Origin of the sequence: Gluconacetobacter takamatsuzukensis, assembly GCF_014174275.1 — a bacterium.
Lineage (GTDB): Bacteria > Pseudomonadota > Alphaproteobacteria > Acetobacterales > Acetobacteraceae > Gluconacetobacter > Gluconacetobacter takamatsuzukensis.
Genome location: NZ_JABEQK010000002.1, coordinates 319,888 through 346,257, shown reverse-complemented (window position 1 = coordinate 346,257; position 26,370 = coordinate 319,888). Strand labels below are relative to the sequence as shown.

General features: G+C 68.4%; 22 protein-coding genes. 6 read left to right on the top strand and 16 right to left on the bottom strand.

Annotated elements, in window-relative coordinates:
- Window positions 1-19: 19 nt before the first annotated feature.
- The 3 genes from dnaJ to HLH27_RS03870 form a co-directional block, all read right to left on the bottom strand.
- Window positions 20-1,144, bottom strand: coding sequence for a molecular chaperone DnaJ (gene dnaJ / locus HLH27_RS03880; RefSeq protein WP_182947950.1), 1,125 nt, complete (start codon window positions 1,142-1,144; stop codon window positions 20-22).
- Between the two features lie 191 nt (window positions 1,145-1,335).
- The gene (gene dnaK, locus HLH27_RS03875; protein WP_182947948.1) at window positions 1,336-3,240 is read right to left on the bottom strand and encodes a molecular chaperone DnaK; all 1,905 of its coding nucleotides are present in this window, start codon (window positions 3,238-3,240) and stop codon (window positions 1,336-1,338) included.
- A gap of 191 nt (window positions 3,241-3,431) precedes the next feature.
- Entirely contained in the window at window positions 3,432-4,049 is a 618-nt protein-coding gene (locus HLH27_RS03870) for a nucleotide exchange factor GrpE (RefSeq protein WP_182947946.1), read from the bottom strand.
- Between the two features lie 270 nt (window positions 4,050-4,319).
- On the opposite strand from HLH27_RS03870, the gene HLH27_RS03865 reads away from it, so the two are divergent.
- A complete protein-coding gene (locus HLH27_RS03865; protein WP_182947944.1) occupies window positions 4,320-5,030 on the top strand; it encodes a response regulator transcription factor in 711 nt (236 codons plus the stop codon).
- A 65-nt stretch (window positions 5,031-5,095) separates the two neighbouring features.
- Window positions 5,096-6,811 carry a stimulus-sensing domain-containing protein gene (locus HLH27_RS03860; protein ID WP_246375454.1) on the top strand — a complete coding sequence of 572 codons (1,716 nt, stop codon included), beginning with the start codon at window positions 5,096-5,098 and terminating at the stop codon, window positions 6,809-6,811.
- Here the strand turns inward: HLH27_RS03860 and HLH27_RS03855 are convergent.
- The 8 genes from HLH27_RS03855 to HLH27_RS03820 form a co-directional block, all read right to left on the bottom strand.
- Window positions 6,808-8,874, bottom strand: coding sequence for a S9 family peptidase (locus HLH27_RS03855; protein ID WP_182947940.1), 2,067 nt, complete (start codon window positions 8,872-8,874; stop codon window positions 6,808-6,810). The genes HLH27_RS03860 and HLH27_RS03855 overlap by 4 nt on opposite strands.
- 5 nt (window positions 8,875-8,879) lie before the next feature.
- The gene (locus HLH27_RS03850; protein WP_182947938.1) at window positions 8,880-10,154 is read right to left on the bottom strand and encodes a serine hydrolase domain-containing protein; all 1,275 of its coding nucleotides are present in this window, start codon (window positions 10,152-10,154) and stop codon (window positions 8,880-8,882) included.
- Window positions 10,151-12,538 carry a penicillin acylase family protein gene (locus tag HLH27_RS03845; RefSeq protein ID WP_182947936.1) on the bottom strand — a complete coding sequence of 796 codons (2,388 nt, stop codon included), beginning with the start codon at window positions 12,536-12,538 and terminating at the stop codon, window positions 10,151-10,153. Before HLH27_RS03845 ends, HLH27_RS03850 begins: the two co-directional genes overlap by 4 nt.
- A gap of 16 nt (window positions 12,539-12,554) precedes the next feature.
- Window positions 12,555-13,775, bottom strand: a complete 1,221-nt coding sequence (locus HLH27_RS03840; protein WP_182947934.1) for an FAD-dependent oxidoreductase — start codon at window positions 13,773-13,775, stop codon at window positions 12,555-12,557.
- A gap of 251 nt (window positions 13,776-14,026) precedes the next feature.
- Complete coding sequence (locus HLH27_RS03835; RefSeq protein WP_246375412.1) at window positions 14,027-15,619, bottom strand: serine hydrolase; 1,593 nt, start codon at window positions 15,617-15,619, stop codon at window positions 14,027-14,029.
- Between the two features lie 170 nt (window positions 15,620-15,789).
- The gene (locus HLH27_RS03830) at window positions 15,790-16,680 is read right to left on the bottom strand and encodes a LysR family transcriptional regulator (protein ID WP_182947930.1); all 891 of its coding nucleotides are present in this window, start codon (window positions 16,678-16,680) and stop codon (window positions 15,790-15,792) included.
- A 167-nt stretch (window positions 16,681-16,847) separates the two neighbouring features.
- Window positions 16,848-17,201 (bottom strand): c-type cytochrome, encoded by a 354-nt coding sequence (locus tag HLH27_RS03825; RefSeq protein WP_182947928.1) that lies wholly within the window; start codon window positions 17,199-17,201, stop codon window positions 16,848-16,850.
- Window position 17,202: 1 nt separating this feature from the next.
- Entirely contained in the window at window positions 17,203-18,447 is a 1,245-nt protein-coding gene (locus tag HLH27_RS03820; protein WP_220790265.1) for an FAD-dependent oxidoreductase, read from the bottom strand.
- A 296-nt stretch (window positions 18,448-18,743) separates the two neighbouring features.
- On the opposite strand from HLH27_RS03820, the gene HLH27_RS03815 reads away from it, so the two are divergent.
- Window positions 18,744-19,670, top strand: a complete 927-nt coding sequence (locus HLH27_RS03815) for a serine hydrolase (RefSeq protein WP_338029832.1) — start codon at window positions 18,744-18,746, stop codon at window positions 19,668-19,670.
- On the opposite strand, the gene HLH27_RS03810 is transcribed toward HLH27_RS03815, so the two are convergent.
- Complete coding sequence (locus HLH27_RS03810) at window positions 19,667-20,293, bottom strand: TetR/AcrR family transcriptional regulator (RefSeq protein WP_182947924.1); 627 nt, start codon at window positions 20,291-20,293, stop codon at window positions 19,667-19,669. The genes HLH27_RS03815 and HLH27_RS03810 overlap by 4 nt on opposite strands.
- Window positions 20,294-20,397: 104 nt before the next feature.
- Between HLH27_RS03810 and HLH27_RS03805 the strand changes: the two genes are divergently transcribed.
- The 3 genes from HLH27_RS03805 to HLH27_RS03795 all read left to right on the top strand — a co-directional run bounded on the left by HLH27_RS03805 (window position 20,398) and on the right by HLH27_RS03795 (window position 23,106).
- On the top strand, window positions 20,398-20,967 hold the full coding sequence (locus HLH27_RS03805) for a hydrolase (RefSeq protein ID WP_182948145.1): 570 nt from the start codon (window positions 20,398-20,400) through the stop codon (window positions 20,965-20,967).
- Window positions 20,968-20,998: 31 nt separating this feature from the next.
- On the top strand, window positions 20,999-22,411 hold the full coding sequence (locus HLH27_RS03800; RefSeq protein ID WP_182947922.1) for a DHA2 family efflux MFS transporter permease subunit: 1,413 nt from the start codon (window positions 20,999-21,001) through the stop codon (window positions 22,409-22,411).
- A 218-nt stretch (window positions 22,412-22,629) separates the two neighbouring features.
- Window positions 22,630-23,106 (top strand): TM2 domain-containing protein, encoded by a 477-nt coding sequence (locus HLH27_RS03795; protein ID WP_182947920.1) that lies wholly within the window; start codon window positions 22,630-22,632, stop codon window positions 23,104-23,106.
- A 187-nt stretch (window positions 23,107-23,293) separates the two neighbouring features.
- Here HLH27_RS03795 and pqqE read toward each other — a convergent pair whose 3' ends face one another.
- From pqqE to pqqB, 4 genes are read right to left on the bottom strand one after another with little or no spacing between them, the layout of a single operon-like run.
- Complete coding sequence (pqqE, locus tag HLH27_RS03790) at window positions 23,294-24,394, bottom strand: pyrroloquinoline quinone biosynthesis protein PqqE (protein ID WP_182947918.1); 1,101 nt, start codon at window positions 24,392-24,394, stop codon at window positions 23,294-23,296.
- Window positions 24,391-24,687 carry a pyrroloquinoline quinone biosynthesis peptide chaperone PqqD gene (pqqD, locus tag HLH27_RS03785; RefSeq protein WP_182947916.1) on the bottom strand — a complete coding sequence of 99 codons (297 nt, stop codon included), beginning with the start codon at window positions 24,685-24,687 and terminating at the stop codon, window positions 24,391-24,393. The genes pqqE and pqqD overlap by 4 nt, the downstream gene beginning before the upstream one ends.
- Window positions 24,684-25,421: a pyrroloquinoline-quinone synthase PqqC gene (pqqC, locus tag HLH27_RS03780; protein ID WP_182947914.1), complete on the bottom strand. Its 738-nt coding sequence runs from the start codon at window positions 25,419-25,421 to the stop codon at window positions 24,684-24,686. Before pqqC ends, pqqD begins: the two co-directional genes overlap by 4 nt.
- Window positions 25,418-26,341 (bottom strand): pyrroloquinoline quinone biosynthesis protein PqqB, encoded by a 924-nt coding sequence (gene pqqB / locus HLH27_RS03775; protein WP_182947912.1) that lies wholly within the window; start codon window positions 26,339-26,341, stop codon window positions 25,418-25,420. The genes pqqC and pqqB overlap by 4 nt, the downstream gene beginning before the upstream one ends.
- Window positions 26,342-26,370 lie beyond the last annotated feature (29 nt).

Below are 26,370 nucleotides of genomic sequence, written 5' to 3'. Positions count from 1 at the left end.
CCCGCCCGGCCGCCGGAGGTCAGAGCTTGCCTTCGAAGAAATCGCGGACCTTGCTGAAAAAGCCCGTGCTTTCCGGATTGGCGCGCGCGTGGTCGTCGGCCTCGGACTCGAACTCTTCGAGCAGTTCGCGCTGGCGCTTGGTGAGATGGTGCGGGGTTTCGACCGAGACCTGGATATACATGTCGCCGCGCGCCGACGAGCGCAGGACCGAGAAGCCCTTGCCGCGCAGGCGGAAATTCTCGCCCGTCTGGGTGCCGGCCGGCACCTTGACCTTGGCGCGGGAGCCGTCGACGACCGGGACCTCGATTTCGGTGCCCAGTGCCGCCTGGGTCATGCGCAGGGGGACCCGGCAATAGATGTTGGCCCCGTCGCGCTGGAAGATCGGATGCGGTTCGACCGCGACATGCACGTACAGGTCGCCCGGCTGCGCGCCCTTGCCGCCGGCCTCGCCCTCGCCCGACAGGCGGATGCGGGTGCCGTCCTCGACCCCGGCCGGGATCGCGATTTCCAGCGTGCGGTCGCGCTCGACCGTGCCGGTGCCGCGACAGACGGTGCAGGGGTTGCGCACTACCTTGCCCGCGCCGTGGCAGGTGGGGCACGCACGTTCGACCAGGAAGAAACCCTGCTGGGCGCGCACCTTGCCCGCGCCGTGGCAGGTCGGGCAGGTTTCGGCCCCCTGGTCGCGGTCGGCCGAGCCCGTGCCCTCGCAGGATTCGCATGCCACGCGGGTGGGGACGGTGATGGGCTTCCTGACGCCCGAGAAGGCCTCGGTGAACGAAATCGAGATCTGTACCTGGATGTCGCTGCCCGCGCGGCGGCCGCCGCGACGGCCGCCCATCATGTCGCCGAACATCTGCTCGAAGATGTCGCCCAGGCCGCCGCCGAAATCGAAGCCGCCGGCGCCGGGGCCGCCGCCCTCGAACGCCGCATGGCCGAACCGGTCGTAGGCGGCGCGCTTCTGGTCGTCCTTGAGGACGTCGTAGGCTTCGCTGATTTCCTTGAACCGGGCCTCGGCCGATGCGTCGCCGGGATTGCGGTCCGGATGGTACTGCATGGCCAGCCTGCGATACGCCTTCTTTACCTCGTCGCCATTCGCATCGCGGGAGACTTCGAGCACGGCGTAGTAATCAAGCTTCGTGGCCATCATGGTCCTCATTGGCGGGACCGCCTTGCGACGGACCGGCGCATCGTGGCACCGGCCGCAGGGCGGCCCTGTCAGTCATGTAACGGAAAAGCGCCCGCCTTCAGGGAAGGGGGCGCCTCGCTTGGGGCAGGGCGCCGGCCCGGGGGCCGGCGCATGCCGCGCGGTAAACGCCGGCCTGTGCGGCCGACCGCTTACTTCTTGTCGTCGACGTCTTCGAAATCGGCGTCGACGACCTTCTCGCCGTTCGGGCCGGTGGCACCGGCCGCGCCGGCACCCGGAGCGGCTTCGGCCTGGCCGGCCTTGTAGACGGCCTCGCCGATCTTCATCGCCGCCTTCGACAGCGTCTCGGACGCGCTGTTCAGCGCGGCCACGTCGCTGCCCTCGAGGGCCGTGCGCACCGAAGCGATGGCGGCCTCGGCCTCGGCCTTGTCGGCGGCGGGAACCTTGTCGCCGGCTTCGGCCAGCGACTTCTCGACCTGATGGGCCAGGCTTTCGGCCTGGTTACGGGCCTCGACCAGTTCCTTCTTGGCCTTGTCGGCCGTGGCGTTGGCCTCGGCGTCCTTGACCATCTTCTCGATGTCGGCATCGGACAGGCCGCCCGACGCCTGGATCTTGATCTGCTGTTCCTTGTTCGTCGCCTTGTCCTTGGCGGACACGGAGACGATGCCGTTGGCGTCGATGTCGAACGTCACCTCGATCTGCGGCATGCCGCGCGGGGCGGGGGCGATGCCGGTCAGGTCGAAATTGCCCAGCAGCTTGTTGTCGGCCGCCATCTCACGCTCGCCCTGGTAGACCTTGATGGTCACGGCGCTCTGATTGTCCTCGGCGGTCGAGAAGGTCTGGCTCTTCTTGGTCGGGATCGTGGTGTTGCGGTCGATCAGGCGGGTGAACACGCCACCCAGCGTCTCGATGCCCAGCGACAGCGGGGTCACGTCCAGCAGCAGCACGTCCTTGACGTCGCCCTTCAGAACCGCGCCCTGCACCGCGGCGCCGATGGCCACGACTTCGTCAGGGTTCACGTTGCGGGCAGGCTCCTTGCCGAAGAACTGCTTCACCGCCTCGATGACCTTGGGCATGCGGGTCATGCCGCCGACCAGGATCACTTCCTCGATTTCCGCCGCCGAGACCGACGCGTCCTTCAGGGCCGCGCGGCAGGGCTCCAGCGTGCGCTGGATCAGGTCGTCGACCAGGCTTTCCAGCTTGGCGCGGGTCAGCTTGAGCACCAGGTGCTTCGGGCCCGAGGCGTCGGCGGTGATGAAGGGCAGGTTGATCTCGGTCTCCTTGGAGGAGGAGAGCTCGATCTTCGCCTTTTCGGCCGCTTCCTTCAGGCGCTGCAGGGCCAGCTTGTCGGCGCGCAGGTCGATGCCCTGCTCGCGCTTGAACTCGTCGGCCAGGTAGCTGATGATCCGCGCGTCGAAATCCTCGCCGCCCAGGAACGTGTCGCCGTTGGTCGACTTGACCTCGATCACGCCGTCGGAGATCTCGAGGACCGACACGTCGAACGTGCCGCCGCCGAGGTCATAGACCGCGATCGTGCCGCCGTTGCGCTTCTGCAGGCCGTAGGCCAGCGCCGCCGCCGTCGGCTCGTTGATGATGCGCAGGACTTCCAGGCCCGCGATGCGGCCGGCATCCTTGGTCGCCTGGCGCTGCGCGTCGTTGAAGTAGGCCGGAACCGTGATGACGGCCTGCGTCACCGTCTCGCCCAGATAGGACTCGGCGGTTTCCTTCATCTTGCCCAGCACGAAGGCGGCGATCTGCGAGGGGGCGTATTTCTTGCCCTGGGCCTCGACCCACGCATCGCCATTGTCGCCGGGGACGATGTTGTAGGGCACCAGGCCCTTGTCCTTGGTGACGGTCGGGTCGTCGTAGCGGCGGCCGATCAGGCGCTTGACCGCGTACAGCGTGTTGGACGGGTTGGTGACGGCCTGGCGCTTGGCGGCCTGGCCGACCAGCATTTCGCCGCTGTCGGTAAAGGCGACCATCGACGGGGTGGTACGCGCGCCTTCGCTGTTCTCGATGACGCGGTTCTCGTCCCCTTCGCGGATCGCGACGCACGAATTGGTCGTGCCGAGGTCGATGCCGATAACCTTGCTCATGTATCTTCTCTCCTGTCAGCGGCCCGGACCGGCCCGAAGCACCGGAATGGACCCTAGAAAATCTGCCGTGTGGTGGAATGACCGGACTGTTTTACCACATCCGCCCGTACCGCCATGGCCGTATCCAGCATGTATTCAGCCATGGCGCCTGTTTCAAGGGGCGCCGTCGCCGGGCGGCGCCTCCCCAAGGTTCAGCCCGCCGCCGGCGGGGCGCCCTTGGAGACGACGACCATCGCCGGCTTGAGCAGGCGGCCGTGCAGCGTCCAGGCCGGGGTCCAGGCCTGGATCACGGTGCCATGGGCGTGCTCGTCGCTATGCTGTTCGGCCATCGCCTGGTGGTGGTTGGCGTCGAACGGGTGGCCGGCCGGGTCGGTGGCCGAGATGCCGTTGCGCTCCAGGATGCCCAGGAACGACCGCTCGGTGCTTTCGATGCCCTCGCGCATGCGGGTGATCAGCGGGTCCTCGCCTTCGGCGGGGGCGGGCAGGCTGCCGAGCGCGCGCTTGAGGTTCTCGGCGGCCTCGACGACGTCGCGGGCGAATTTCTGCGTGGCATATTGCCGCGCATCGTCGACCTCGCGCTTCGTGCGGGTGCGCAGGTTCTGCATCTCCGCCTCGGAGCGCAGCCATTTCTCGCGCATTTCCTCCACCGCCGCTTCCAGCTCCTGGATGCGGGGGTGGGCGGCCTCGGCCTGGCCGCTTTCCGGCCGGATCGGGTCCTGATCGGTGCCGGGGTGTTGGCCCGGCGCGGACGCCCCGGTCTCTCCGCTCGGAGAGTCGGCGACGTGGGTGGGGTCTGTATCGTGGCTCATGCCTTCTGAAGTAGGTGAGCCCGCGCGCTTGGACAAGGCGTCACGACCACCATCAACGTGATGTTCATGCGGCTTTCTGCCCTGCATGCCGCCCCGCGCGGGGCAGGAATGCGCCGGATGAAGATGGATGGATCGTCATGAGCCGGCAGTCATGACATCGGCACATGGCCGGGGCTAAGATGGCGCCTGGACTGTACGGGGCCGCATCGCCGCCCCCGGCTGGACACAAGCAAGGCCGACCCCGGCCTGGAAGGGAGCGAGAACGCCGCGATGGAGCCGACGAAACACACGATCGCCCTGGTCGACGACGACCGGAATATCCTGGCGTCGGTCCAGATGACGCTGGAGGCCGAGGGGTTCAACGTCCGCACCTATACCGATGGCGAGAGCGCGCTGCACGGGCTGATGAGCCGCCCGGTCGACCTGGCGGTGCTGGACATCAAGATGCCCCGCATGGACGGCATGGAACTGTTGCAGCGCCTGCGGGCACGCTCGCAACTGCCCGTCATCTTCCTGTCCTCGAAGGACGAGGAGGTGGACCAGCTGATGGGCCTGCGGCTGGGGGCCGACGACTACATCACCAAGCCGTTCTCGCAGCGGCTGCTGCTGGAGCGCATCCGCGCCCTGCTGCGTCGCAACGAGGTCAACCGCGTCGATGCCGGGGGGGCGGCCGCCGGCGGCAGCCTGGTGCGCGGCGACCTGTCGCTGGACGAGACCCGGCACCAGTGCCTGTGGCGCGGCAAGGATATCCAGCTGACGGTGACGGAATTCCTGCTGGTCAAGGCGCTGGCGGCGCGGCCGGGGCTGGTCAAGTCGCGCGACCAGCTGATCGATGCCGCCTATGGCGAGAACATCTATGTCGACGACCGGACCATCGACAGCCATATCAAGCGCGTGCGCAAGAAATTCCGCCAGGTGGACGAGGATTTCAACCAGATCGAGACGCTGTACGGCATCGGCTACCGGTACAAGGAAGAATAATGCCGGTGCGCGGCGAGGCGGACGGCGTGCCGCCCTCGGGCGTGGTGGCGCGGGTGCGCGGAGCGATGGCGTCGTGGGCCGAGATCCAGAGCCACGACGCGGCCTCGGCCTTCCACGAATATCGCACGCGCTTGGTCTCGCCGCTGATGCGGCGCATCCTGCTGGTCAATGCCCTGCCGCTGATGCTGCTGGCGCTGACGCTGGTGTACCTCAACCAGTTCCAGAACAGCCTGCTGGAAGCCGAGGTGATGGCCCTGCGCGAGCAGGCGCGCATCTATGCCGGCGCGCTGGGGCAGAATGCGGTGACAGCGGGGCGCGGGGGCGACCCGGCGCTGGATGCCGCCCAGGCGCGGCCGCTGCTGCTGCGCCTGACCGAGCCCAGCCCCAGCGCCCATGCGCGGCTGTTTGCCCCCGACGGGCAATTGGTGGCGGACAGCCGGGTCGAGGCGGCGGCGGTGCGCCACCATCGGGTGCGGGGCCAGATCGATGCCCAGCCCCTGCCCTCGCCCGTTGCGGGCGACGATGGGGACGACCGGGTTGTGGACAGCGCGGCCAATGCGGGGTTTGCCGAACGGTTCTACGACCGGCTGCTGTCGATGCTGCCGACCCTGTCGGGCACGCGGATCATCACGCTGGACACGCCCGATACCGATCCCTCGGTCCAGCCTGTCGCGGGGGGTGGGCAGGCCGCGCCGGAAATGCCGCCCTATATCCGCCGGACCGCCAACCGGCACCTGATCGTGACCGTGGCCGAGCCGGTGATGCATGAGGGCCAGACGGTCGGCATCATCCAGCTGACGCGCCAGGCGCGGGATGTGGACCGGTCGCTGTTCGCGGTGCGGTCGTCGATCCTGTCGCTGGTGCTGCTGGCGCTGGCCATTACCGTGCTGCTGTCGTGGTACCTGTCGCTGACCATCGCGCGGCCGCTGCTGCGGCTGGCGGCGTCGGCCCATGTCATCCGCGAATCCTCGGGCCGGTCGGACAGCGTGCCGCCGCGCCTGCTGGCCCGCCGGGACGAGATCGGCGAGGTGGCGCGGGCGTTGCAGGACAGTGCGCGCGCGCTGTGGGCGCGCATGGATGCGATCGAGCGCTTTGCCGCCGATGTCAGCCACGAGATCAAGAACCCGCTTTCCTCGATCCGCTCGGCGATCGAGACGCTGCTGCGGATCGAGGACCTGAACCGGCAGCGCCGGCTGCTGTCGATCATCAATGACGATGTGCGCCGGCTGGACCGGCTGATTACCGACATTGCCGATGCCAGCCGGGTGGATGCCGAACTGTCGCGCACCCGGGCCGAGCCGGTGGCGGTGGTGCCGATGCTGTCGGTGCTGGCGGAAATCCACCAGGCGACGCGCCGCCCGGGCCAGCCGGTCATGAGCGTCAGCAGCGCCGGGTCGCCCGAGCGGCCGCTGACGGTGATGGCGGTGGAGGACCGGCTGGTGCAGGTGCTGCGCAACCTGATCGGCAATGCGATCTCGTTCTCGCCGCCGGACGGGCAGATCGTGCTCAGCGCCGCCGCCGCGCCCGGCGGGATGGTGGAAATCGCCGTGACCGACCAGGGGCCGGGGATACCGGCCGCCAAGCTGGGCAGCATTTTCGACCGGTTCTATTCCGAACGGCCCACCAGCGAGAATTTCGGCCAGCATTCCGGGCTGGGCCTGTCCATCAGCCGCCAGATCGTCGAGGCGCTGCGCGGCACGATCCGGGCCGAGAACCGGGTGGGGCCCGACGGGCAGGTGGCGGGGGCCCGCTTTGTCGTGACCCTGCCGCGCGGAGGCTAGGGCGCGCTCGGCAGGTTGGTGTCGAAGAAGCGCATGGTCCACAGATAGGCGGTCTGCCAGTCCTGCGCGCGCAGGAAGGCGTGGCGCTCGGCGGGAAGGGCGTGGTCCTCGAACGGGACGTTCAGTGCCGTCAGCATGCGGGCCAGCAGGACGGATTGTTCGAATTCCACCGTGCGGTCGTCGTCGCCGTGGACCAGCAGCACCGGTGCATGCCAGTGCGCGACGTCGGCGGCGGGGGACGATTGCCATTCGGAGACCCGCGCCTGCTGTTTTTCTTCGGGCGACAGGCCGGGATGGTCGGGCTCGGTCAGGTCGTGCACGCCGTGGAAATCGGCCCCGGCGGCGAACAGGCCGCTGTCGCGGGCCAGGGCCAGTGCCGTGAGGTAGCCGCCCCAGCTTCCGCCCCAGATGCCGATCCGGCCCGGGATCACGTCGGGGCGGGCGCGCAGGTACAGGCCGGCCGCATGCACGTCGCGATATTCGGTGGCGCCGGCGCGGCCGATGCCGGGGGCGTCGCGGAAGGCCAGGCCGTAGCCGGTTCCGCTGCGATAATTCACCGACAGCACGACATAGCCGCGTGCCGCCATGAGCTGGTTCATGAGATAGGCGTTGGAATAATACCCCATCGGGTGGAAGGCCGGCAGCATCTGCCGCTCCGGGCCGCCATGGACGAAGATCAGGGCCGGGTGCGGGCCGGGCGTGCCGGCCGGGGGCAGGAACAATTGCCCGTGGATGTCGCGCCCGTCCTCGCTGTGGACATGCACGATCCGGGGGGCGACGAAGGTGAACCCTTCGGGGGACGCGGGGGCGACCGGTAGCCGGCGGGTGCCGTCCCGAAGCACGACCGGATGGGCGGGCTGCGTGATGCCCGTGGCCGTGACCGCGATGGCGGGGCCGGCCGTGACGAGGTCCATCACCTGTTCGTCCTCGCCCGTCAGCGGGCTGGCGGGGCCGCCGTCGAGCGGCTGGGACCAGGCGCGCCAATGGTCCGGATCGCCGGCATTGGCGGTATAGAGCAGGTGCGTGCCATCGGCCGCGAGGCGGTAGGAGGCGATTTCGGCGCCGTCCGGCGTCAGGCAGCGTGGTTCCGCCGGATTGGCCGCGACCGGGAGCGCGCAGAGGCGCAGCCAGCCGCTGCCCTCCCACGGGAGGAGCAGCCGGCCGTCGCGGGTCCAGGACAGGCCGACGCCTTCCGGCGCCCAGAAGCGGCTGCCCGCGCCTTCCGGCGCTGTCCAGAGCGTGCGTTCGGTGCCGGTGGCGATGTCGTAGGCCTGCACCGACCAGAAGCGCCCCTTCCCCGGTTCCGCCGTCAGCAGGGGATCGCGCGTGCGGACGAAGGCGATGGTGTGGCCGTCCCACGAGAAGGCCGGCATCCGGTCGTGCGCCATGGCGGCGGGCAGGAAGACGGGCGGCGCGTCGGCGGCCTTCGGCTGCCACAATGCGATGAGGGCGTGCGAGCCGCGATCGATCTCGATGGCCAGCCTTGTGCCGTCGGGCGACCAATGCAGGGCGGTGATCGCGCCCGGTGTCGTCAGCACCGCCCGCGCGCTGCCCCCTGCCCTGCCGACCAGCAGCGTGCCGCCATGGGCGAAGGCCAGCAGTTTTCCGTCCGGCGAGAAGGTGGGCGCATATCCCTCCCCCGCCGTGACGATGTGCCCGTCGGGCAGGACGACGCGCACCGTCTGCTTGCCCGGGACCGGCGCATTGCCGGCATTGGGCGGGGCGTCGTTGGAATATTCCGGGTCGCCGCCTTCGACGAAGGCGAGCATCTGGCCGTCCGGGCTGAGGGCGAGGCCCCAGAGGTCGGTTCCGTCATCCTGCGTGTAGGCCGTGACGCGGTGCGGGGCCGCGCCGCCGTCCGAGACCAGGATGTTGCGCACGCCGCCCCGGCGTTCCACCCACGCCACGCGGGGCGCGTCGGCCGCGCCGGCCATGCCGGTGGCGTAGGGCATGGCCAGCAGGCCGGCCAGGCGGGGTGCGTCCTCCGCCGGCGTGGCGTGGGCGGGGACGATGGTGATGGCCAGCAGGGCGGTGGCGGCCAGAAGGGAGGATCGGATGGGCATGCGGTTTATTGTCCGGCTCCGGCGAGGGCGGTGAACAGCGCTTCCTCGACGCGGGTGAAGGAGGAATAGGTGCCTGGCCGTTCCTGCCCGTCGTCGGGGAAGCCGTCGGCCGCGAACAGGAAGCCGTCGCCGGTTGCCGGGTCGTACCAGAACCCCGACCGCAGACCGTACGCATCGCCCAGATGGCCGGCCAGGTCGCCGGAATAGCCCTTGTAGGGCCGGGTTTCGCGCCCCGAGGAATCCCGTGCGCCGGTCAGGCGGGCGATGCTGAGCCCGTAGGCGGCGATCGGGTAGGGGCAGGTGCCGTTATGGCCGTCATACTGCCAGGTCGGTGTCAGCATCCGGTCGATGCTCTGGGGCGAGAGCAGGCGCACGCCGTCCAGCGTGCCGTGGCCGAGCATGAAGCGTACGAGGCGGGTCAGCCCCTGCATCGACACGCGCAGGCCGCCCTGGGGCGAGAACAGGGTACCGTTGGTGCCCGGCATGTAGGCATCGAGCGCCGCCCTGCCCCAGCCCTTGACCGGCAGCGTGTCGGTTTCGGCCTGCCAGCCCGTGGGCAGGTGGTGATAGAGGGTGGCCAGGCGGTCGGGATGGGCCAGGGCGGCGGGGTTGTAGCCGCCGTCGATCCCCAGCGGGCCGAGCACATGCGCCTGCTGGAAACGGTCGAACCGTTCGCCGCTTGCGCGCTCCATCATCGTGCCGATCAGGCCGTAGCAGAGATTGCAGTAATCGAACCATGTCCCCGGCGGATGGCCGTCGGCATGGGCGAAATGGTAGCCGGGGTCGCCGGGTTTGCGGGCGGGGTCGAACAGCTCCGCGATCCGGCGGCCGGGCGGGATGGTGTAGCTGTCGGCGTCGCGGATGCTGGATGTGTGGTTGAGCAGCATCCGCACCGTGATCGGCACCTGCGGGAAATCGGGATTGCGCAGGCGGAAGCCCAGATAGTCGGACGCATCGCGGTCGAGATCGATCCGGCCCTGTTCGACCAGTTCCATCAGGCCGATGGTCGTCACGATCTTGGAGATGGAGGCGATGCGGAAGAGCGTGTCGGGCCCGACGGGTACCGTTTCACCCGGTGTCTGGCGGGCGAAGCCGCCATAATAGCTGTAGGCGACCTGGCCGTGGCGCAGGCGCACGGCTGCGATGGCGGCCAGGGGCCGGGCCTCGGCCTGCGTCAGCACGCGGTCCATTGCGCGGTCGGTGGCTGTCCGGGCCCGTGCGGCCGGGGCCAGGGCTGCCAGCGTGAGGAGGGCGAGGCCGCAGGTGCGGAGCGGGCTCATCGCGGTTTCTCCGGCTGGAGGGTCAGCCGCCGGACGGCGGCGGCGTTGACGCTGTGGGTGCCGAAGGACAGTGGCTGCATGGCGCCGCGCAGCCAGACGGGCAGGAAATCGGCGTAATGCGGCGAATGCGGGTCCGCCGACTGGCCGGGGAAATTGAGGAACAGGGATTTGTCCCAGTCCCCGACATCGCACACCATCAGGTAGCTTGCCCCGCCCGTTGCGGCGTAGGCATTCGGGCCGCCCGCGTGCGGGCTGTACCAGCGGGCCATGACGGTGTAGGGGTCGCCGCCGCTTTGCGCGGCCGGGCCGCCGATGGCGGGAAAGGCGGCCGCCACGGCCGGGACCGTGGCCAGCGGGTGGTGCAGCGTGATGGTGTGCAGCGCCCCCCATCGCCATGCGGCCGGCAGGGGGCCCAGGCGCGTGCGCAGTTCGGCCACCGCCGCGCCGAACGTGTCGGCCAGCATCCTGTCCCGCCCCTGTGCCGGGTCGGGGCCGAACCGGGAATCGGGTGACTGGAACAGGGAAAGCTGCACCGTGGCGCCCACCGGGCCGGGCAGCAGGTCGCGCAGCGACGGAGGGATGATCAGCGCGTGCAGCGCGCGTTCCAGCCGGGTCCACCAGACTTCGTACAGCGCCGCCGCCGCGCTGTCGGCGTCCACGCGGCCGTTCCAGGCCCGCAGCAGCGCGGCCTCGGCGGCCAGTGCGGGCGGGAGGTCGGGCAGCAGCCGCACCATTTGCAGGGCCGGCACGGACAGGGTGTCGTGTTGCAGCGCCACGCTGTCGGCCAGCGTGGCGCGCGGGGTTGCGTCCAGCATCTGGGCCACGCGCTCGTGACGGAACCGGTCGCGCCATTCGAAGCTGACGCGGCGCTGTTCCGCCGGGTAGTCGGGGGGCAGGTTCATTTCGTTGGAGTTGCCGAACCAGCCGCGCGCCGGGTTGAAGCTGCTGGGCAGCGCCTCCAGCGGCTGGAGCCCCTGCCAGTCGTACCGGCCGTCGCCCGGCGCGGGCATCAGCCCGTCATGGCCGTCGGCGCGGTGGGGCAGGCCGCCTGCGGCCTGCCAGCCGATATTGCCGTCGATATCGGCGTAGGTGAAATTGGTCGGGCTGGTATGGACCCGCAATGCCTCGCGGAAGCTCGGCCAGTCATGGGCGAGGTTGATGCCGATATTGGCCAGCAGGCCGTTCGCGCCCGGTGCCAGCCAGGTGGCCGACACCGCCGTTGCGCGGTTGCGTGCCGGATCGCGCGATACCACCGGCCCGTGCACCGAATGGAAGAGGCTTACCACCCGGTCGGGCTCGCCGTGGACCGCGATCCGTGTCTCGACCTGTTCCATGCGCTTCCAGCCGCCCTGGTGGGCGTAGCGCAGCGGGTCGTGCGGGTCGGTGCGGAGGATGAACAGATCTTCCTGGTCGATATGGAAATTCGTGCGGCCGAAGGCGATCCTTGCATTGTGGCCTTGCATCACGCCCGGCATGCCCGCCGAGCCGCCGCCGATGACGTCCAGCCCCGGTGCCGTCAGATGCACGACATGGCGCGGGCCCGGCGCGCCGAATTCCAGATGCGGATCGTTTGCCAGGATCGGCCGGCCGGTGGCGGTACGGCTGGGGGCGATGACCCACGCATTGCTGCCTTCGTTCCGTCGCCGCGTCGCGTCCTCGGCCGCCGCGTGCAGGCCTTGCAGCGGCAGGGGGGCTTGCAGCACCGCGAACAGCCCCAGATCGCCCACACCGACCGCGCCGACATCCAGCCCGTCGGGCACCCGCAGCGTGTGGGCGGGTTCCAGCGGGGTCATGATCGTATCGTAGGCCAGCGCGCCGCGTGCGGCCAGCTGTGCGCGGCGGATTTCGGCGCTGGTGTTGCCCGTGACCTCGGCGCGGATGCGGATCAGGTCCAGCGCGTCCCATTCCAGCGGCGTGCAGGCGAAAAGGGCGAATTCGGGCGGCAGGAGGGCCGGCGTGGCCGTGACCTCGGCGATCCGGGCGTTGATGCCGGCGACATAGGCGCGCGCGCATGCCTGCACCAGCGGCGAAAAGGCGGCGAGTTCGCGCCCGGCATCGCCCCGGAACAGCACCAGCCGGTTGGCCGTATCGGACGGCACGAAGGCCGGGCCGAACAGTTCGGCCAGCCGCCCCAGCGACCGGCGGTGGCCGAAATCGAGCTCCCACAGCCGGTCCCGCGCCACCAGATACCCATCCGCGAAGAAGGCGTCGGGGATGGTGCGGGCGCGTACATGCGGGACGCCCCAGCGATCTTCCAGAATCTCGACCGGCTGGGCGAGGCCGGGCAGGACCGGGAGGGAGGTTGCTGCCCCGGCGCCGCGCATCGGCAGGGACAGGGTTGCGGCGACGCCGCCGAGAAGAACCGCGCGACGGGTTGCCTGCATCAGAACCTTGCCTTTCTTACCCGATGGCCCGGGCGTCGGCCCCGGACACGATCTCTTTCAGCCGCATGGCCGAGCCGACCGACAATGTGAAGCCGAGGGCGCCGTGGCCGACATTGAGCAGCAGGTTGCCGTAGCGGGTTCGCCCGATCACCGGGACGCCGGTCGGCGTTGCGGGGCGCAGCCCGGCCCATGGCGTGTCCTCGCCCTGCCCCAGCGCCCCCGGCAGCGTTTCCGCGACCAGTGCGCGCAGTGCCGCGAGGCGCCTTGGGTCCGGTACCGTGTCTTCCGACCCGATATCGACCATCGCGGCCACCCGCAGCCGGTCGCCCAGCCCGGCATAGACCACGCGATTGTCGTAATCCGTCACGCTGACCGAGGGCACGGTGCCGGGCGGTGGCCGCGTGGTGAGGCTGTAGCCTTTCAGGCCGTAAAGCGGCAGGTCGATCCCCAGCGGCTGTGCCAGCGCGCGCGAGGCGATGCCGGCCGCGAGGACGACCAGATCGGTCTCGAACGGGCGGCCATCGACGCCGACGGCGCATCGGCCGGCCGGGCCGGGGCCGAGCGTGGCCGTGCCCCGCACCAGGCGAAAGCCCGGTTCCGCCGACAGGGCCTTGCGCAAGGCGGTGCAGAACAGGAAACAATCCCCGACCTCGTCGTCCGGCGAGAAGATCCCGCCCGCGAGCCGGGGCTGCAATCCCGCGAATGCGGGTTCGACCGCCGCGCATTCGGACGGCGACAGGGTGCGCTGCCCATTCGGATCGGTGACGGCGCGTGCCGCCTTGCGGAAGGTCGATGCGTCGCGATACAGCACCAGCTTGCCCGGGCGGCGCCACAGGAAATCGTCCAGTCCGGCGTTGCGCCATGTCTGGAGTTCCGCCTGTCCGCTCAGTGCAAGATCGAGCAGGATCGCGGCATTCTTGCGATTCATGTGCCGGTTGCAGGCGTGGAGAAAGGCGAGCAGCCAGCGCCACTGGCGCGGATCGGCCCGCAGCCGCAGCGCGATCGGCGCCTGCGGGCGCAGCAGCCAGCCCAGCGCGTCGCGCGCCACGCCGGCATCGGCCAGCGGGCTGACATAATGGTAGCTGAGCTGGCCGCCATTCGCGAAACTGGCTTCCCGCCCGACATCCTCGCCACGCTCGACCAGTGTGACCGTGTGCCCGTCGCGGACGAGGGCATAGGCGGCGGCGAGACCGATGACGCCCCCGCCGATGATGGTGATGGTCCGTCTGCCGGCCATGAAATTCCCGAATAGGCTGGGCGCGTGGGGACGAGGGGGCCCCGTGCGCCGTCATGATGGACAAAGCCTAGAAGTCCGGGAGCATTCCAGCCAATGCAAAGAGACCGTCCTCTTATAACCTGTGGTTAAGTGGTTGTTTTGTTAGGAAAACGAATTGGAAAGGGTTTCTGTTCTTTTTTGGAAAAAAGAACCAAAAAACTTTTGATTTGTTCAGGGATTTTTTGCCGGGGCATGGGAGGCTCCTGAACGGATCAAAGTCTTTTTGCTTCTTTTTCTTCAGAAAAAGAAGAGGCTTCCTTCCTGGGGTGCAGATCCTGCGCATCGAAGCTGAAATCGGACCCGATCACGCGCATGCTCATGCCCACCACCTTGCCCGAGACATCGCGTTCGAACTGCACATAGGAATCGTCTTCGGCATCCTGCCCGCGATCGTCCCACCGGACGACGAACAGGTCGTGCGGCAGGGCCGAGAGGGTTCCCGCCAGGCCATCGGCGTGGCTGAATGCCATGCGCAGGTCCTGCCCTCGCAGGCTGACGGTGATCGGGCCGCGCCAATCGTCGCGATAGGTGCCCGCGTATTCCTGCCGCGCGCTTTCGGACAGCGTGATGAAGGGGCGCGCGGGCGAGCCGGGGCCGGTGGTGGTGGCCGCCTTGGCCGTCGCCGCGTCTTCGGCGTTCTTGGCATCCCGCCAGTGGGCGACCCAGTCCGCGCTGGTGCCGGTGGCGACATAGGCGCTGAGGGTCGTCGCGATGGAATAGGTCGCGTTGTAGTCGTCATGGTTGGTCAGGATGACGATGCCGGTCTTCTGTTCCGGCAGGAAGGTCACGTAGCTGACCATGCCGTCGATGGTGCCGGTGTGCCACACGCGCTTGTAGCCGAAGAAATCCTCCATGAACCAGCCATAGCCATAGGCGCGGAAATGGGTTCTGGTCGCCTCTGCCGTGCTGGGCAGCGGCAGCAGGGCGTGCGGTGCCCACAGCGCGTCGCGGCTGGCCTGGCTGAAGACCTGCCTGCCGTCCGGCGCGCGGCCGCCGGCGAGATAGGTCTGGGCCCAGCGCGCCATGCCGTCGGCACTGCACCAGATGCCGCCGGCGGGGGCCACGGCGGGCAGCAGGCGCGTGGCCTTGTCGGGCAGGGCGCCGCTTTCGCCTTCGCCGGTGGCGACGTCCGTCTGGCCCCTGACCGGGGGCGTGCTCTGGCAGGCGGGCAGGCCGGCCGCGTCGATCAGCCGTTTCTGGACCACCTCTTCCCAGCTTTGCCCCGTCAGCCGCTCGACCAGGGCGCCGGCCACGACATAGAGAAGGTTGTTGTAGGCGTACTGGGTGCGGAACGGCGCGGTGAAGGGCATGAAGGGCAGGCCGGCCAGGACTTCCGGCCGGGTGAGCGTGCTGTGGGAGAACAGCATCAGGTCGCCCGCGCCCAGGCCCATGCCGCTATGGTGGGTCAGCAGGTCCGACACCCGGAAATCGCGCGTGATCGACGGATCGGCGACGCGGAATTCCGGCATATGGTCGATCACGCGGTCGTTCCAGTCCAGCTTGCCCTGCTCGACCAGTTGCGCCAGCGCCGTCGCGGTGAATTCCTTGGTGTTCGACCCGATGGCGAACAGCGTGCGCCCGTCGACCGGCGCGCTGGCCTTGTCCTCGGCCCGGCGCCCGTAGCCGTGGCTGAACACGATCTGCCCGTCATGCACCACCGCCACCGCGACGCCCGGCACGTTGAAGGCCTGGCGGGCGCGTTCGACCGTCGTGGCGATTTCCTGCTCCGTCAGGCCCGGCGGCAGGGAGGCCGCGCGGGCGGGGCACGAGGCGGACAGGAGGGCGGCCGCCGGGACGGCCATCATGCACGCATATCGGAAACGCTGGATCATCGACGGCCCTGGATGTGAAATTCCGGCCCCCGGTCATGGATGGGCCGCAACGGAAAGGGGTCCATTGAAAGCACGAAACGTTTCGCCCGTCGCGTCCCCAAATGCATGTCTCCCTTAACCTGGGGTGAAGGGCTTTCCGTACGTCATTCCGCCAGCGCGGCCAGGTCGATTTCGAGTTCGCTGCGCAGCAGGGCGAGGATGTTCTGCGAGATATGCGACAGCGCATGGTCGGCGCGGAACAGGACGGTGCAGGTCACGTCCAGCGGCGGGGAGAGCGGGCGCGGCCGGGGCAGGCCCGGGTGATGCAATGCGGTCAGGGCATCGACGATGGCGCAGCCCCCGCCGAGGCGCACGAGTTCGGCCGCCATGAAATGGGTGCGCACCCGCACCGGGGGCGTGGTGGGAATTCCGGCCTCGTCCAGCGCCATGTCGAGCAGGCGGGCCGTGGGATCGTTCTCGCTCAGCCCGATATAGCGGGCGGGGTCGATCGCGGAGAGGCTGACGGGGCCGCCTCCGCCTTCGCGGTCGATCATCAGCAGCGGGATATCCGCGATATGCAGCGCGGTCAGTCCGTCACGCGAATAGTCGCCGAACACGATGCCGAGGTCGAGATCGTGGTTGAGGATACGCGACACGATTTCCGTGCCGTGCAGCGCGTCGATCGTCAGTTCCATGCCCGGATGGGCGGCGCGGTAGCGCTGGACCACGCGCGGTACCAGGCTGAGCCCCAGGCTGGGCACGCAGCCGATGCTGATGGAATGCCCGTCGCGCGCATAGCGCAGATTGTCGGTCAGGCGTTTGAGGTCCGACAGTTTTTCGAAAATGGCGTTGACGTGCGGCAGCATGATGCGGGCCTCGCGCGTCGGTACCAGCCGGCCGCCCGCGCGCTCGAACAATGCGAAGCCCAGCGATTGTTCGGCGTAGCGCAGAACCTTGCTGGCGGCCGGCTGCGAGACATGCAGCAGTTCGGCGGCACGCCGGAGCGAGCCCGTCGTCATGATCGCGTAGAAGACTTCGATCTGGCGCAGGCGCATTCTGGGTCCTTCCGGGGAGGTGGAGTTCTGTTCTTTTTTGAAAAAAGAACCAAAAAACTTTTGATTCGTTCAGGAGCTTTTTGCTGGGGACACGCGATGTCCCTGAACGGATAAAAGTCTTTTTGCTTCTTTTTCTTCAGAAAAAGAAGAGAACATTGCGTCGGATTTCACGAGGGATGGACCCGCCGTATGGTTCCGCCCTGCGCAAGCCCGTTCGCCTGGAGCAGGAACGCGACGATGGCCCGTGTATCTTCCGGCGACAATGTGCCCGGCGCCATCAGCGGCATGGCGCGATGGACATAGGATTCCAGTTCCGCCACCGGGGCGCCCGCCCAGTTCGCGACGAAGCGGCCGGTCAGGGCCGGGGTCTGGAAATTGCCCTCCAGCGTCGGGCCATGGCACATCGCGCATGCCGCGCGGTAGAGGTCGGCGCCGTGGGTCGCCTCGGCGGCCGGGCGGGCCGAGGCGATGCCGGGCAGGAGGGCGATGAGGGTGAAGAGGATGGCCTGGCGCATCGTCATGTCAGCCGCCCACCATCGGCATGCGGGCGAACAGGTCGGCGAACACGCCGATGGCGCGCGCGGCTTCCGCCGGGTCGGGATGTTCGAAACTGTTGCCCACGCCCGTCATTTCGCCCAGCCCGTCCAGGTCCACGGCCTGGATCATGACGCCGTCGGTCTTCGACAGCAGGGCGGCGCCCCGGTAATCGAGGCCGTACGGGGCCTCGGGCCGGGGCGGCAGCCAGGCCGTCTGGCCCCGGACGGGGATCAGGCTGTCGTCGCGCCACCATTCCCGCGCCGCGTAGCCGGGGCAGTTGATGATCGCCTTTTCGGGCAGCGAGGCCAGGTCGTGGGGGGTATGGAATTCGCGGATGACGATGCGGCCGCCGGCCTGATGGAATTCGGACAGCAGCAAATGGCCGTAGGCGCCGAAATTGTAGATCATCAGGGAATGACGCCGCGCATGCGGAGCGGCGAAGGGGTTCTCGGCGTCGGGAATATCCTCGACGGCCGGGACGATGTCGCGGATCCTGCTTTCGTAGGTTGCGAAATCCTCGGTAGCGCGCGGCATCGTTCCGGGGGCGCCGGCGGGCGGGGGTGGGGCGGGCCGGTCGTCGAAAGGCTTGTCGGAGAGGATGTAATTATCCTCGAACATGATCGGCGCGCCGGGCAGGCCGAGATAGGTGCGGTAGGTCGCCCAGGAAAAACGGGCCATCTGCTCCCACTGGTCGGCGAAGGCGGGGCCGGCGGTCTGGGTCAGGGCGATGCGGGAATCCGGGGTCCAGCTTCCGTTCGCGCGGACCGAGCGCGTGTGGGGCAGCAGGTCGCGCGTGTAGATCGTCACGTCGAAGCCCGCGCGCTGTGCCGTGAGCGCGCTTGTCAGCCCGACGATGCCGCAGCCGATGACCGCGACCTTGCGGTGCAGCGTGGCCGCCACATTGCCGACCACCAGGTTGGCCGACCCCCAGGACAGGGACCAGCCGCTGCCGCCATGGCCGTAATTATGGAAGATCGTCTTGTCGCCGATCCGCTCGACATCCAGCCGGGGGCCGGCGGCGCGAAAGGGGCGGATGCAGACCTTGAGGTCGGTGATCTGGTCCACGCGCGGGTGCAGCGGTGCCAGACGGGGGCGATGCGGCGGGACAAGTGCGTCCCCTGCCGTGGCGCTGTGGGGCAAGAGGGTGCGCTCGCCCGCCATCATGGCCACGGCGCCCAGTGCGGCGCCGCCCGCGAACACGCCCCGGCGTGAAATCCTGCCTGTATCCATAATCGCGCCGCCACCCCGCTGCATGAGAGACTGTCTGCAAAATCGTCCTGCGGGCGTGGCCCCGGCGCGTTGTCCGCGCTGCGCGGTACGCCCGCCCGGCAGGGCGGCTTTGCAGGCAGCCCCTTGTCGATCGCTCCTTCCTCCTTCGCCGATCGTGGCCCGCTTAGGAAGGCGAAACTTTTCCACAGGTGATAACCCAAGGCTAAGGCATGGGAATCTCGGTGAATTGGTCGGGCATGAAAACGAAGATTATAACGGTTTCGCAATGCGTGGCTCCATGCCCGAGGAGAGTGACCGTGCCGCTATCCGGATTTCGATTCTGGCTGATCCGCGCCGGTGCCGTCCTGTGCGGGCTGGCGCTTCCGGCCGGGGTGGCGTGGGCGGCCCGCGCGGACGCGATGGCGGATTCGGTGGCGCGGATCGTGGACGGGCGGCCGGGTTTCTTCGCCGTCTATGCCGCGCCGTCGGGGAAGGCGCCGGATGTGTGCCTGCATTGCGACGAGCCGATCAATGCCGCCAGCACCATCAAGCTGTTTGTGATGGATGCCGCCTATGCCGCCTTTCGCGACGGCACGCTGAAGCCCGACGAGGCGATTGTCGTCCATAACCGTTTCCACTCGCTGGTCGGCACGGGCAGTTTCGCGCTCGACCAGAAGGAGGATTCCTACGATCCGCTCTATGCCCAGGCGGGCCAGCCTGTCACGGTGATCGAATTGCTGCGGGTCATGATCCAGTACAGCAGCAATCTTGCGACCAACCTGATGATCGAGCGGCTGGGGGTGCTGCCCATTCGCGCCGTCGTGGCGCGGCAGGGGCTGGAGGGCATCGTCTTCGGCCGGATGATCGAGGATTTCGATGCCGATGCCCAGGGCATCCGCAATCGCGTCACGGCGCGCGGGCTGGGCGGGTTCCTGCAGAAGCTGGACCAGGGGGCCATCGTGGGGCCCGAGGAAAGCCGGGCCATGATCAGCATCATGCTGGGCCAGACCTTCAACGATATCATTCCGCCTCCCCTGCCCGGCGGGACGCCGGTGGCGCACAAGACCGGGTGGGTCAACGGCGTGCGCAACGACGCCGCGATCGTGTTCCTGCCGAACGGGGCGCATTATATCCTCGTGGAACTCAGCCGCGACCTGCCGGACGAGGCGGCGGGGATCCGGGTGCTGAATGCGGTTTCCGGGACGGTCTTCACGGCCTATCACCGCCGCCTTGGCGGTCCCTAGCCGAGGGCAGGCGCCAGGCGGGCGGCGAGGTAGAGCCGGTTCATCAGGCGCAGCTCGTCCGGCGCGCCGGGTGATGTCGGTGCGGTGTTCAGGACCATGCCCAGCATCGTCTTCATGTTGTTGAGCACGACGGTTGCGATATCGTCGGCCTCCCGCGGGTCAAGCTTCGGCGCGCAGGCGCGCAGCGCGGCGGAAATGCCGCCCAGGGCCGTGGCCCGCGACTGGCGGCTGAGTTCGGTCCGGTCGGTGCGGACATCCATCAGGGCGGGCAGCGATTTCACACGCGGATAAAGCGTGGCCAGGAGATCGATCAGGATATCGGCCAGTTCCTGGGGCGTGGCGCCAGCCGCGCGGTGGCCGAGCGCGTCATAGGCCTCGCGCAATATGTCGAGATGCCGGCGCAGCAGGGTATCGGCGATTGCCTCCTTGTTCGGGAAAAAACGATAGAGGGACCCGATCCGGGCGCCGGCACGCTCGGCGATCGCGGCCATGGTCGTGGCCTCGTAGCCGCGTTCGGCGATGAGGTCGGAGGCCGCCGCCAGCAATTCCGCCACCCGCTGGCGGCCGACCGCGCGCTGGGGCTGCAACGCGGCGCGATGGGTGCTTGACGAAGTTGAGCCCATGCTCAAATAATGCCCCTGCTTGAGTTCGTCCTCAAATTCTATCGAACCCCGCCGGTGCCGACAACGCGCCGGGGGAACGAAGGCAACGATATCGGAACCGCATGATGATATCCCTCCCCGCTTCCCGGACCGCCCTGGTGTTGATCGACCTCCAGAAGGGCATTGTCGGCCGCGCCGTGGCACCGCACTCGGGGGACGAGGTGGTGGCGCGCGGCAAGCGCCTGGCCGGCCGTTTCCGGGCGGCCGGCGCGCCGGTGGTGCTGGTCAATGTCGCCTTCGCGCCCGATTTCGCCGATGCGGTGCGGACGCCGGTCGACCGGCCGTTTTCCCCGCCGCCGGGCGGCTTTCCCGAGGACTGGACCGAACTGGTGGACGGGTTGGCCGAACCGGGCGACCTGACGGTGACGAAGCGGCAATGGGGGGCCTTCTACGGCACGGACCTGGACCTGCAACTGCGCCGGCGCGGCATCACGACGATCGTGCTGGGCGGGATTGCGACCAATATGGGCGTGGAATCGACCGCACGGGCCGCGCATGAGCATGGTTATGCCGTGGTGGTGGCGGAGGATGCGACGTCGGGCCTGTCGGCGGAGATGCATCGCTTTGCCTTCGCGCAGATCTTTCCGATGCTCGGCCGGGTGACGGCTGCCGATGCCGTCGAACTGACGGCCTGAACCGCCGCATGACTGGCCCCGGCTTTTCGGCATGAGCCGCGCGGCGGAGGCGGGCGCGTCGCCCGGGGAGAGCGACCGGCTGCCGCCCGGCATCTGGAAAATCGCCAGTGTTGCGGCCATTGGTTCGTTCATGTCGCAGCTCGACGCCACGATCGTCAATGTCTCGCTGCCGGGGCTGGCGGGGACGCTGCATGCTGCGTTCCCGACCATCCAGTGGGTCATGAGCGGGTATCTGCTGGCGCTGGCGCTGACATTGCCGCTGAATGGCTGGCTGGTCGATCGTATCGGGGCGCGGGCGCTGTATCTGTGGTGTTTCGCCGCGTTCACCCTGGCATCCGGCCTGTGCGGGCTGGCATGGTCGGCGCCGTCGCTGATCGGTTTTCGCGTGGTGCAGGGGATGGCGGGCGGCTTTCTGGCGCCGATGGCGCAGATGCTGGTGGCGCGCGCCGCCGGCCGGCACATGCCGCGCGTGGCCAGCATGGTGGTGATGCCGGTCCTGCTGGCGCCGCTTCTGGGGCCGGTCGTCGCGGGCGGGATCCTGACATTTGCCTCCTGGCGCTGGATCTTTCTCTTCAACCTGCCGGTCGGGCTCCTGGCTTTTGTGCTCGCGTGGCGTTTCCTGCCCGACGATCGGCAGCAGGTGCGCCCGCGCGTGCTCGACCTGGTTGGTCTGGCGCTGCTTTCGCCGGCTCTTGTGTTCTTTCTTTACGGTATCGACCGTCTTGGCCAGCGCGTGGGCGGTGCGCTGGTGTGCGGTGGGCTGTTGCTGTTTGCGGTGTATGGCGCGTGGGCGCGCCGGAAGGGCGATGGGGCGCTGATCGATTTGCGGCTGTTCGGGGGGCGGGTCTTTTCCGCCTCGGTCGGCACCATGTTCCTGCTGAACGGTGCGCTGTTCGCGGGGCAGATGCTGGTGCCGGTCTGGCTGATCCATGGCGGTGGCCTGTCGCCCGACCGGGTCGGCTGGCTGATGACGCCCATGGGGCTGGGCATGATGTGCACCTATCCGCTGATGGGGTGGCTGACGGACCGGTTCGGTATCCGCAGGCTGACGCATTGCGGCGCACTGGTGGCGTTTGCGGGGACCCTGCTGCTTGTGTTTTTTGCCTTGTACGGGGTCGCTTTTTCGATCCTGGCCGGTGCGCTGTTCCTGCGGGGGGCGGGGATGGGGGCGATCGGCATTCCGTCGATGAGCGCGGGATATGCCGCGGTGAAGCGGCAGGACCTGCCGGTGGCGACCACGGCGCTGAATATCGTGCAGAGGCTGGGCGGGCCGATCTGGACGACGCTGTGCGCGATGACCCTGGGCGGGCAGGCATCGGCCGGCCCGTTCATGGCATCGCGGGTCTTTGCCGTGGCGTTCGGCGTGCTGTGCGTGCTGCATGCGCTGCTGTGCCTGACGACCCGCCTGCTGCCGGTGCGGCTGGCCGGGAAACCGGCGGGATAGGGGGTTGGGCGGTCTGCCCGGATGGTCTGCCCGGTTGGGGTCTAATGAAGGATTGATATGATTTTATACTGTTATGTTTTCATGCTTGTTTTTGGTGTTTGTTTCCATGTTCGTCTGGAACATGATTTTAGTTATGATGCCGGGCGTTTCGAATTGACGAAAATTGTCCCCGATCCTTATGCTGACGGGGTCGGCACAAGATTTTCGGATGGCACACGATGCGCGGAACCGTTCTCGATTATGATCCCCGGATTGGAGAAGGATTGATCAGCGGGGACGACAATAATCGATATACGTTCAAGGGAACGAGCGTACGGTCCGATTTTTCCGCGCTGAAGAAAGGCGTGAAGGTCGATTTCGACAAGAGCAATGGCGAGGCGCTGTCGATCTTCGTCATGTCCGAGCCGCCGCTGGGCAGCATCAATATCGATATCAACGGCTCGGGCGAGAAATCGAAGATTGTTGCGGGGCTGCTGGCGTTTTTCCTGGGCGGGTTCGGGATTCATAAATTCTATCTGGGGTACAACAAGGCCGGGATCGTAATGCTGCTGATTACGATGTTCGGCTTTATCTTTTTCGGCATACCGGGGGCGGTGATCTGGCTGATCGCCTTTATCGAGGGCGTTATCTACATCTCGAAATCCGACCAGGATTTCTATGAGACGTATGTTGCCCATCAGAAGGAATGGTTCTGAGGGCCCGACCGGAAATGCGCGCTTGCGGACACGCGGCGAGGGAAAATCCGGGGTCATCGGATATATCCGATGACCAGAAAAAAAGAATGAAAGATCCCGGATCGATATCGTTCCATCTTTCGTAACGACCGGGTTTCCAAAGGGCGACTGCCCTTTGGTGGGTCAAGGGCAAAGCCCTTGCTGCCCCCTACCCCGGCGCGTTGCCGTACCGGCGATAGACCAGTGGCGGCGGTGTCTCCGGCAGGTCGGCCAGGATCCTGCTGATCCGGGCGTGGTCGGGCGAGCGGGTGCAGACCGGGTCGGTTGCCGCGGCGTCGCCCAGCAGGGCCAGGGCCTGGCAGCGGCAGCCGCCCCAATCCTGTTCGCGCAGGTCGCAGCCGCGACAGGGTTCGGGCATCCAGTCCGTGCCGCGAAACAGGCGGAACAGGGGGGCGTCGGCCCAGATGGCGGCCAGGCTGTCGGTGCGGATGTCGGGGATGGGGACGCTCTTGATCGTCTCGGCGGCGTGGCAGGGCAGGACGTGGCCGGTGGGCGAGATATTGACGAAGCGCCGGCCCCAGCCGCCCATGCAGGGCTTGGGCTGGTCGGCGTAGTAGTCGGGGGTGACGTAGTCGATGGCCAGCGTGCCCGCCAGACGGGTGCGGGCGTCCTCGACCGCGCGGGTTGCTTCTTCGAGCTGGGCGCGGCTGGGCATCAGGGCGGCGCGGTTGACGAGGCCCCAGCCGTAATACTGGGTATGGGCGATTTCGGCCCGGCGGGCGCCCAGCGAGACCGCCAGGTCGAGCATGCGGCCGATGCGGCCGACATTGCCGCGATGGATGACGAAATTGGTCGTCAGCGGCATGCCTTCGGCCACGATCAGGCGCGCGGCGGCCAGCTTCTTTTCCTGCGCGCCGGGCATGCCGCCCATGGTTTCGGCCGGGGCGGTGTCGACGTCCTGGAACGAGAGCTGCACATGGTCCAGCCCGGCCTCGGCCAGCTGGGCCAGGGTGGCCTCGGTCAGCAGCACGCCGGAGGTGATGAGGTTGGTGTACAGCCCCAGCGCTGCGGCGCGGCGCACGAGGTCGGGCAGGTCGCGGCGGGCCATCGGCTCGCCGCCGGAGAAATGGACCTGGAGCACGCCGAGTTCGGCCGCCTGTTCCAGCACGCGGAGCCAGTCGTCGGTGGTGAGTTCGTGCTCCCGCCCGTCCAGCGCCAGCGGGTTGGAGCAGTACGGGCACTGGAGCGGACAGCGGTGCGTCAGCTCGGCCAGCAGGCTCATGGGCGGTGGGACGGGGATGTGGGTCATGCGGTCAGTACCTGCCGCTGGGCCAGGCTGGCGATCATTTCCAGCACGTCGTGGGCGATGACCGGGCGCGGGGCGGCGAAGCGTTGGGCCAGGATGTCGATGATGGCGGCGACCGGGCGCGTGCCGTCAACCAGGCGCAGGATCTCGGCGGCGATCGGGTCGGCGATGAAGGCGCGTTCCGGTGCCTGGATCACCCACTGGTCGCGCACCCGGTCATGTTGCAGGCGGGTCCCGCGCAGGAAGCGGACGACCGTGTCTTCGGCGACCGGCGGCGGGGCGGGGGCGTCGGTCATGCGGGGTCGGGCGTGAAGGCGCCGGGGGGGATGCGGCCGGGGACGACATAGGCGTAATCCAGCGCGTCCAGCATCGACCACAGTACGGCGCATTTGAAGGTCAGCGCGTCCAGCACCGATTTCTGCTCGGCCACGGTGCGGGCGTGTTCGCGGACATAGGCCAGGGCGAAGTCGGAATCGCGGGGGGCCTGGGTCAGCCGGGGCTGGAAATAGGCCAGCGTTTCCGGGGTGACGAAATCATAATGGTGCAGCATGCCCGACACGCGCTCGCTGATGATGGTGGGCGAGAACAGCTCGGTCAGGGACGAGGCGATGGCCTCCAGGATCGAGCGGTCGCGCACGAACTCCACATAGGCATCGACGGCGAAGCGGGTGGCGGGCAGCAGCCCTTCCAGCGACTCGACATAGGCGCGGTCCAGCCCGACGCCGTCGGTGAGCTTCAGCCAGCGGGCCACGCCGCCGGTGCCCGGCGCGTCGCCGTCGTGATCGACCAGGCGGCGCCGCCATTCGCGCCGCAGCTCTGCCGTGGGCAGCCGGGCCAGCAGCGTCGCGTCCTTGGCGGGGATGCGGCACTGGTAATAATAGCGGTTCAGCGCCCAGGCCTGCACCTGGCCCCGGGTCAGCCGCCCGTCATGCAGCGCGCGGTGGAACGGGTGCAGATTGTGGTAGCGGGCGGCGCCGATGGCACGCAGCGCGGCCTCCAGTTCGTCCGGGGAAAGCGGAAGGCTGGTCATGCCGTCATCCTCATGCCGTCGAAGGCCACGTCCCATCCCGCGTCGCGCGCGGCGGCGCGCTCGGGGCTGTCGGCCAGCAGGACGGGGTTGGAATTGTTGATGTGGATCAGGATCCTGCGCCCGATTTCGAGGTCGGAGAGCGCGTGGATGGTGCCGTCGGTGCCGCTGACGGACATGTGGCCCATGCGCTGGCCGGTCTTCTGCCCCACGCCTGCGCGCAGCATTTCGTCGTCGGTCCACAATGTGCCGTCAAAGAACACGATATCCGCCCCCCGCAGGCGGGCCCGCAGCGCGTCGGTCATGCGGGCGCAGCCGGGAATGAAGAAGACATGGCGTGTGCCGTCGGTGATCGCCAGCCCCACCGTCTCGCCATTTTCGACGATGGCGGCGGGGTCGGGGCCGGTTTCGGCATAGAGCGGCACCTTGCCGGGTACCGCGAAGGGGGTGATCGTCAGCCCGGCCGGTTTTCCGTCGGGCAGGGCGAGCGGGTAGGGCTGGTCCAGCGCCAGGGCCAGGCGCGGCACGATGGCGCGGTCCAGGGCCTCGAAGATCGGGTTGGCGTCCAGCAGGTCCAGCACCGGGCGGGTGCCCAGCAGGGTGAAGGGCTGGCGCTCGCGCAGGGTGAGCAGGCCGGTCACGGTATCGACCTCGCCGCCGGTCAGGATCACCCCGGCGATGGGGGTGGAGCGCAGGCCCTGATGCGGGTGCAGCGCCGGCGTCTGGTTGATCTGCGTGCGCAGGTCGGGCGAGGCGTTGACGACGAACCAGTGGGTGCCGTCGCCGCTGATGGCGATTGAGGCCTGGGTCCGGGGCAGGGCGTCGGGGTCGCCCGCGCGGGCGCGTCGGCACCCGGCTGCATTGGAATTCCATTGCGGAAAGCCGCCGCCGGCGGCCGCGCCGAGAACGATGATGTCGATCATGGCGCAGATATCTAGAACAGAAACGCCGC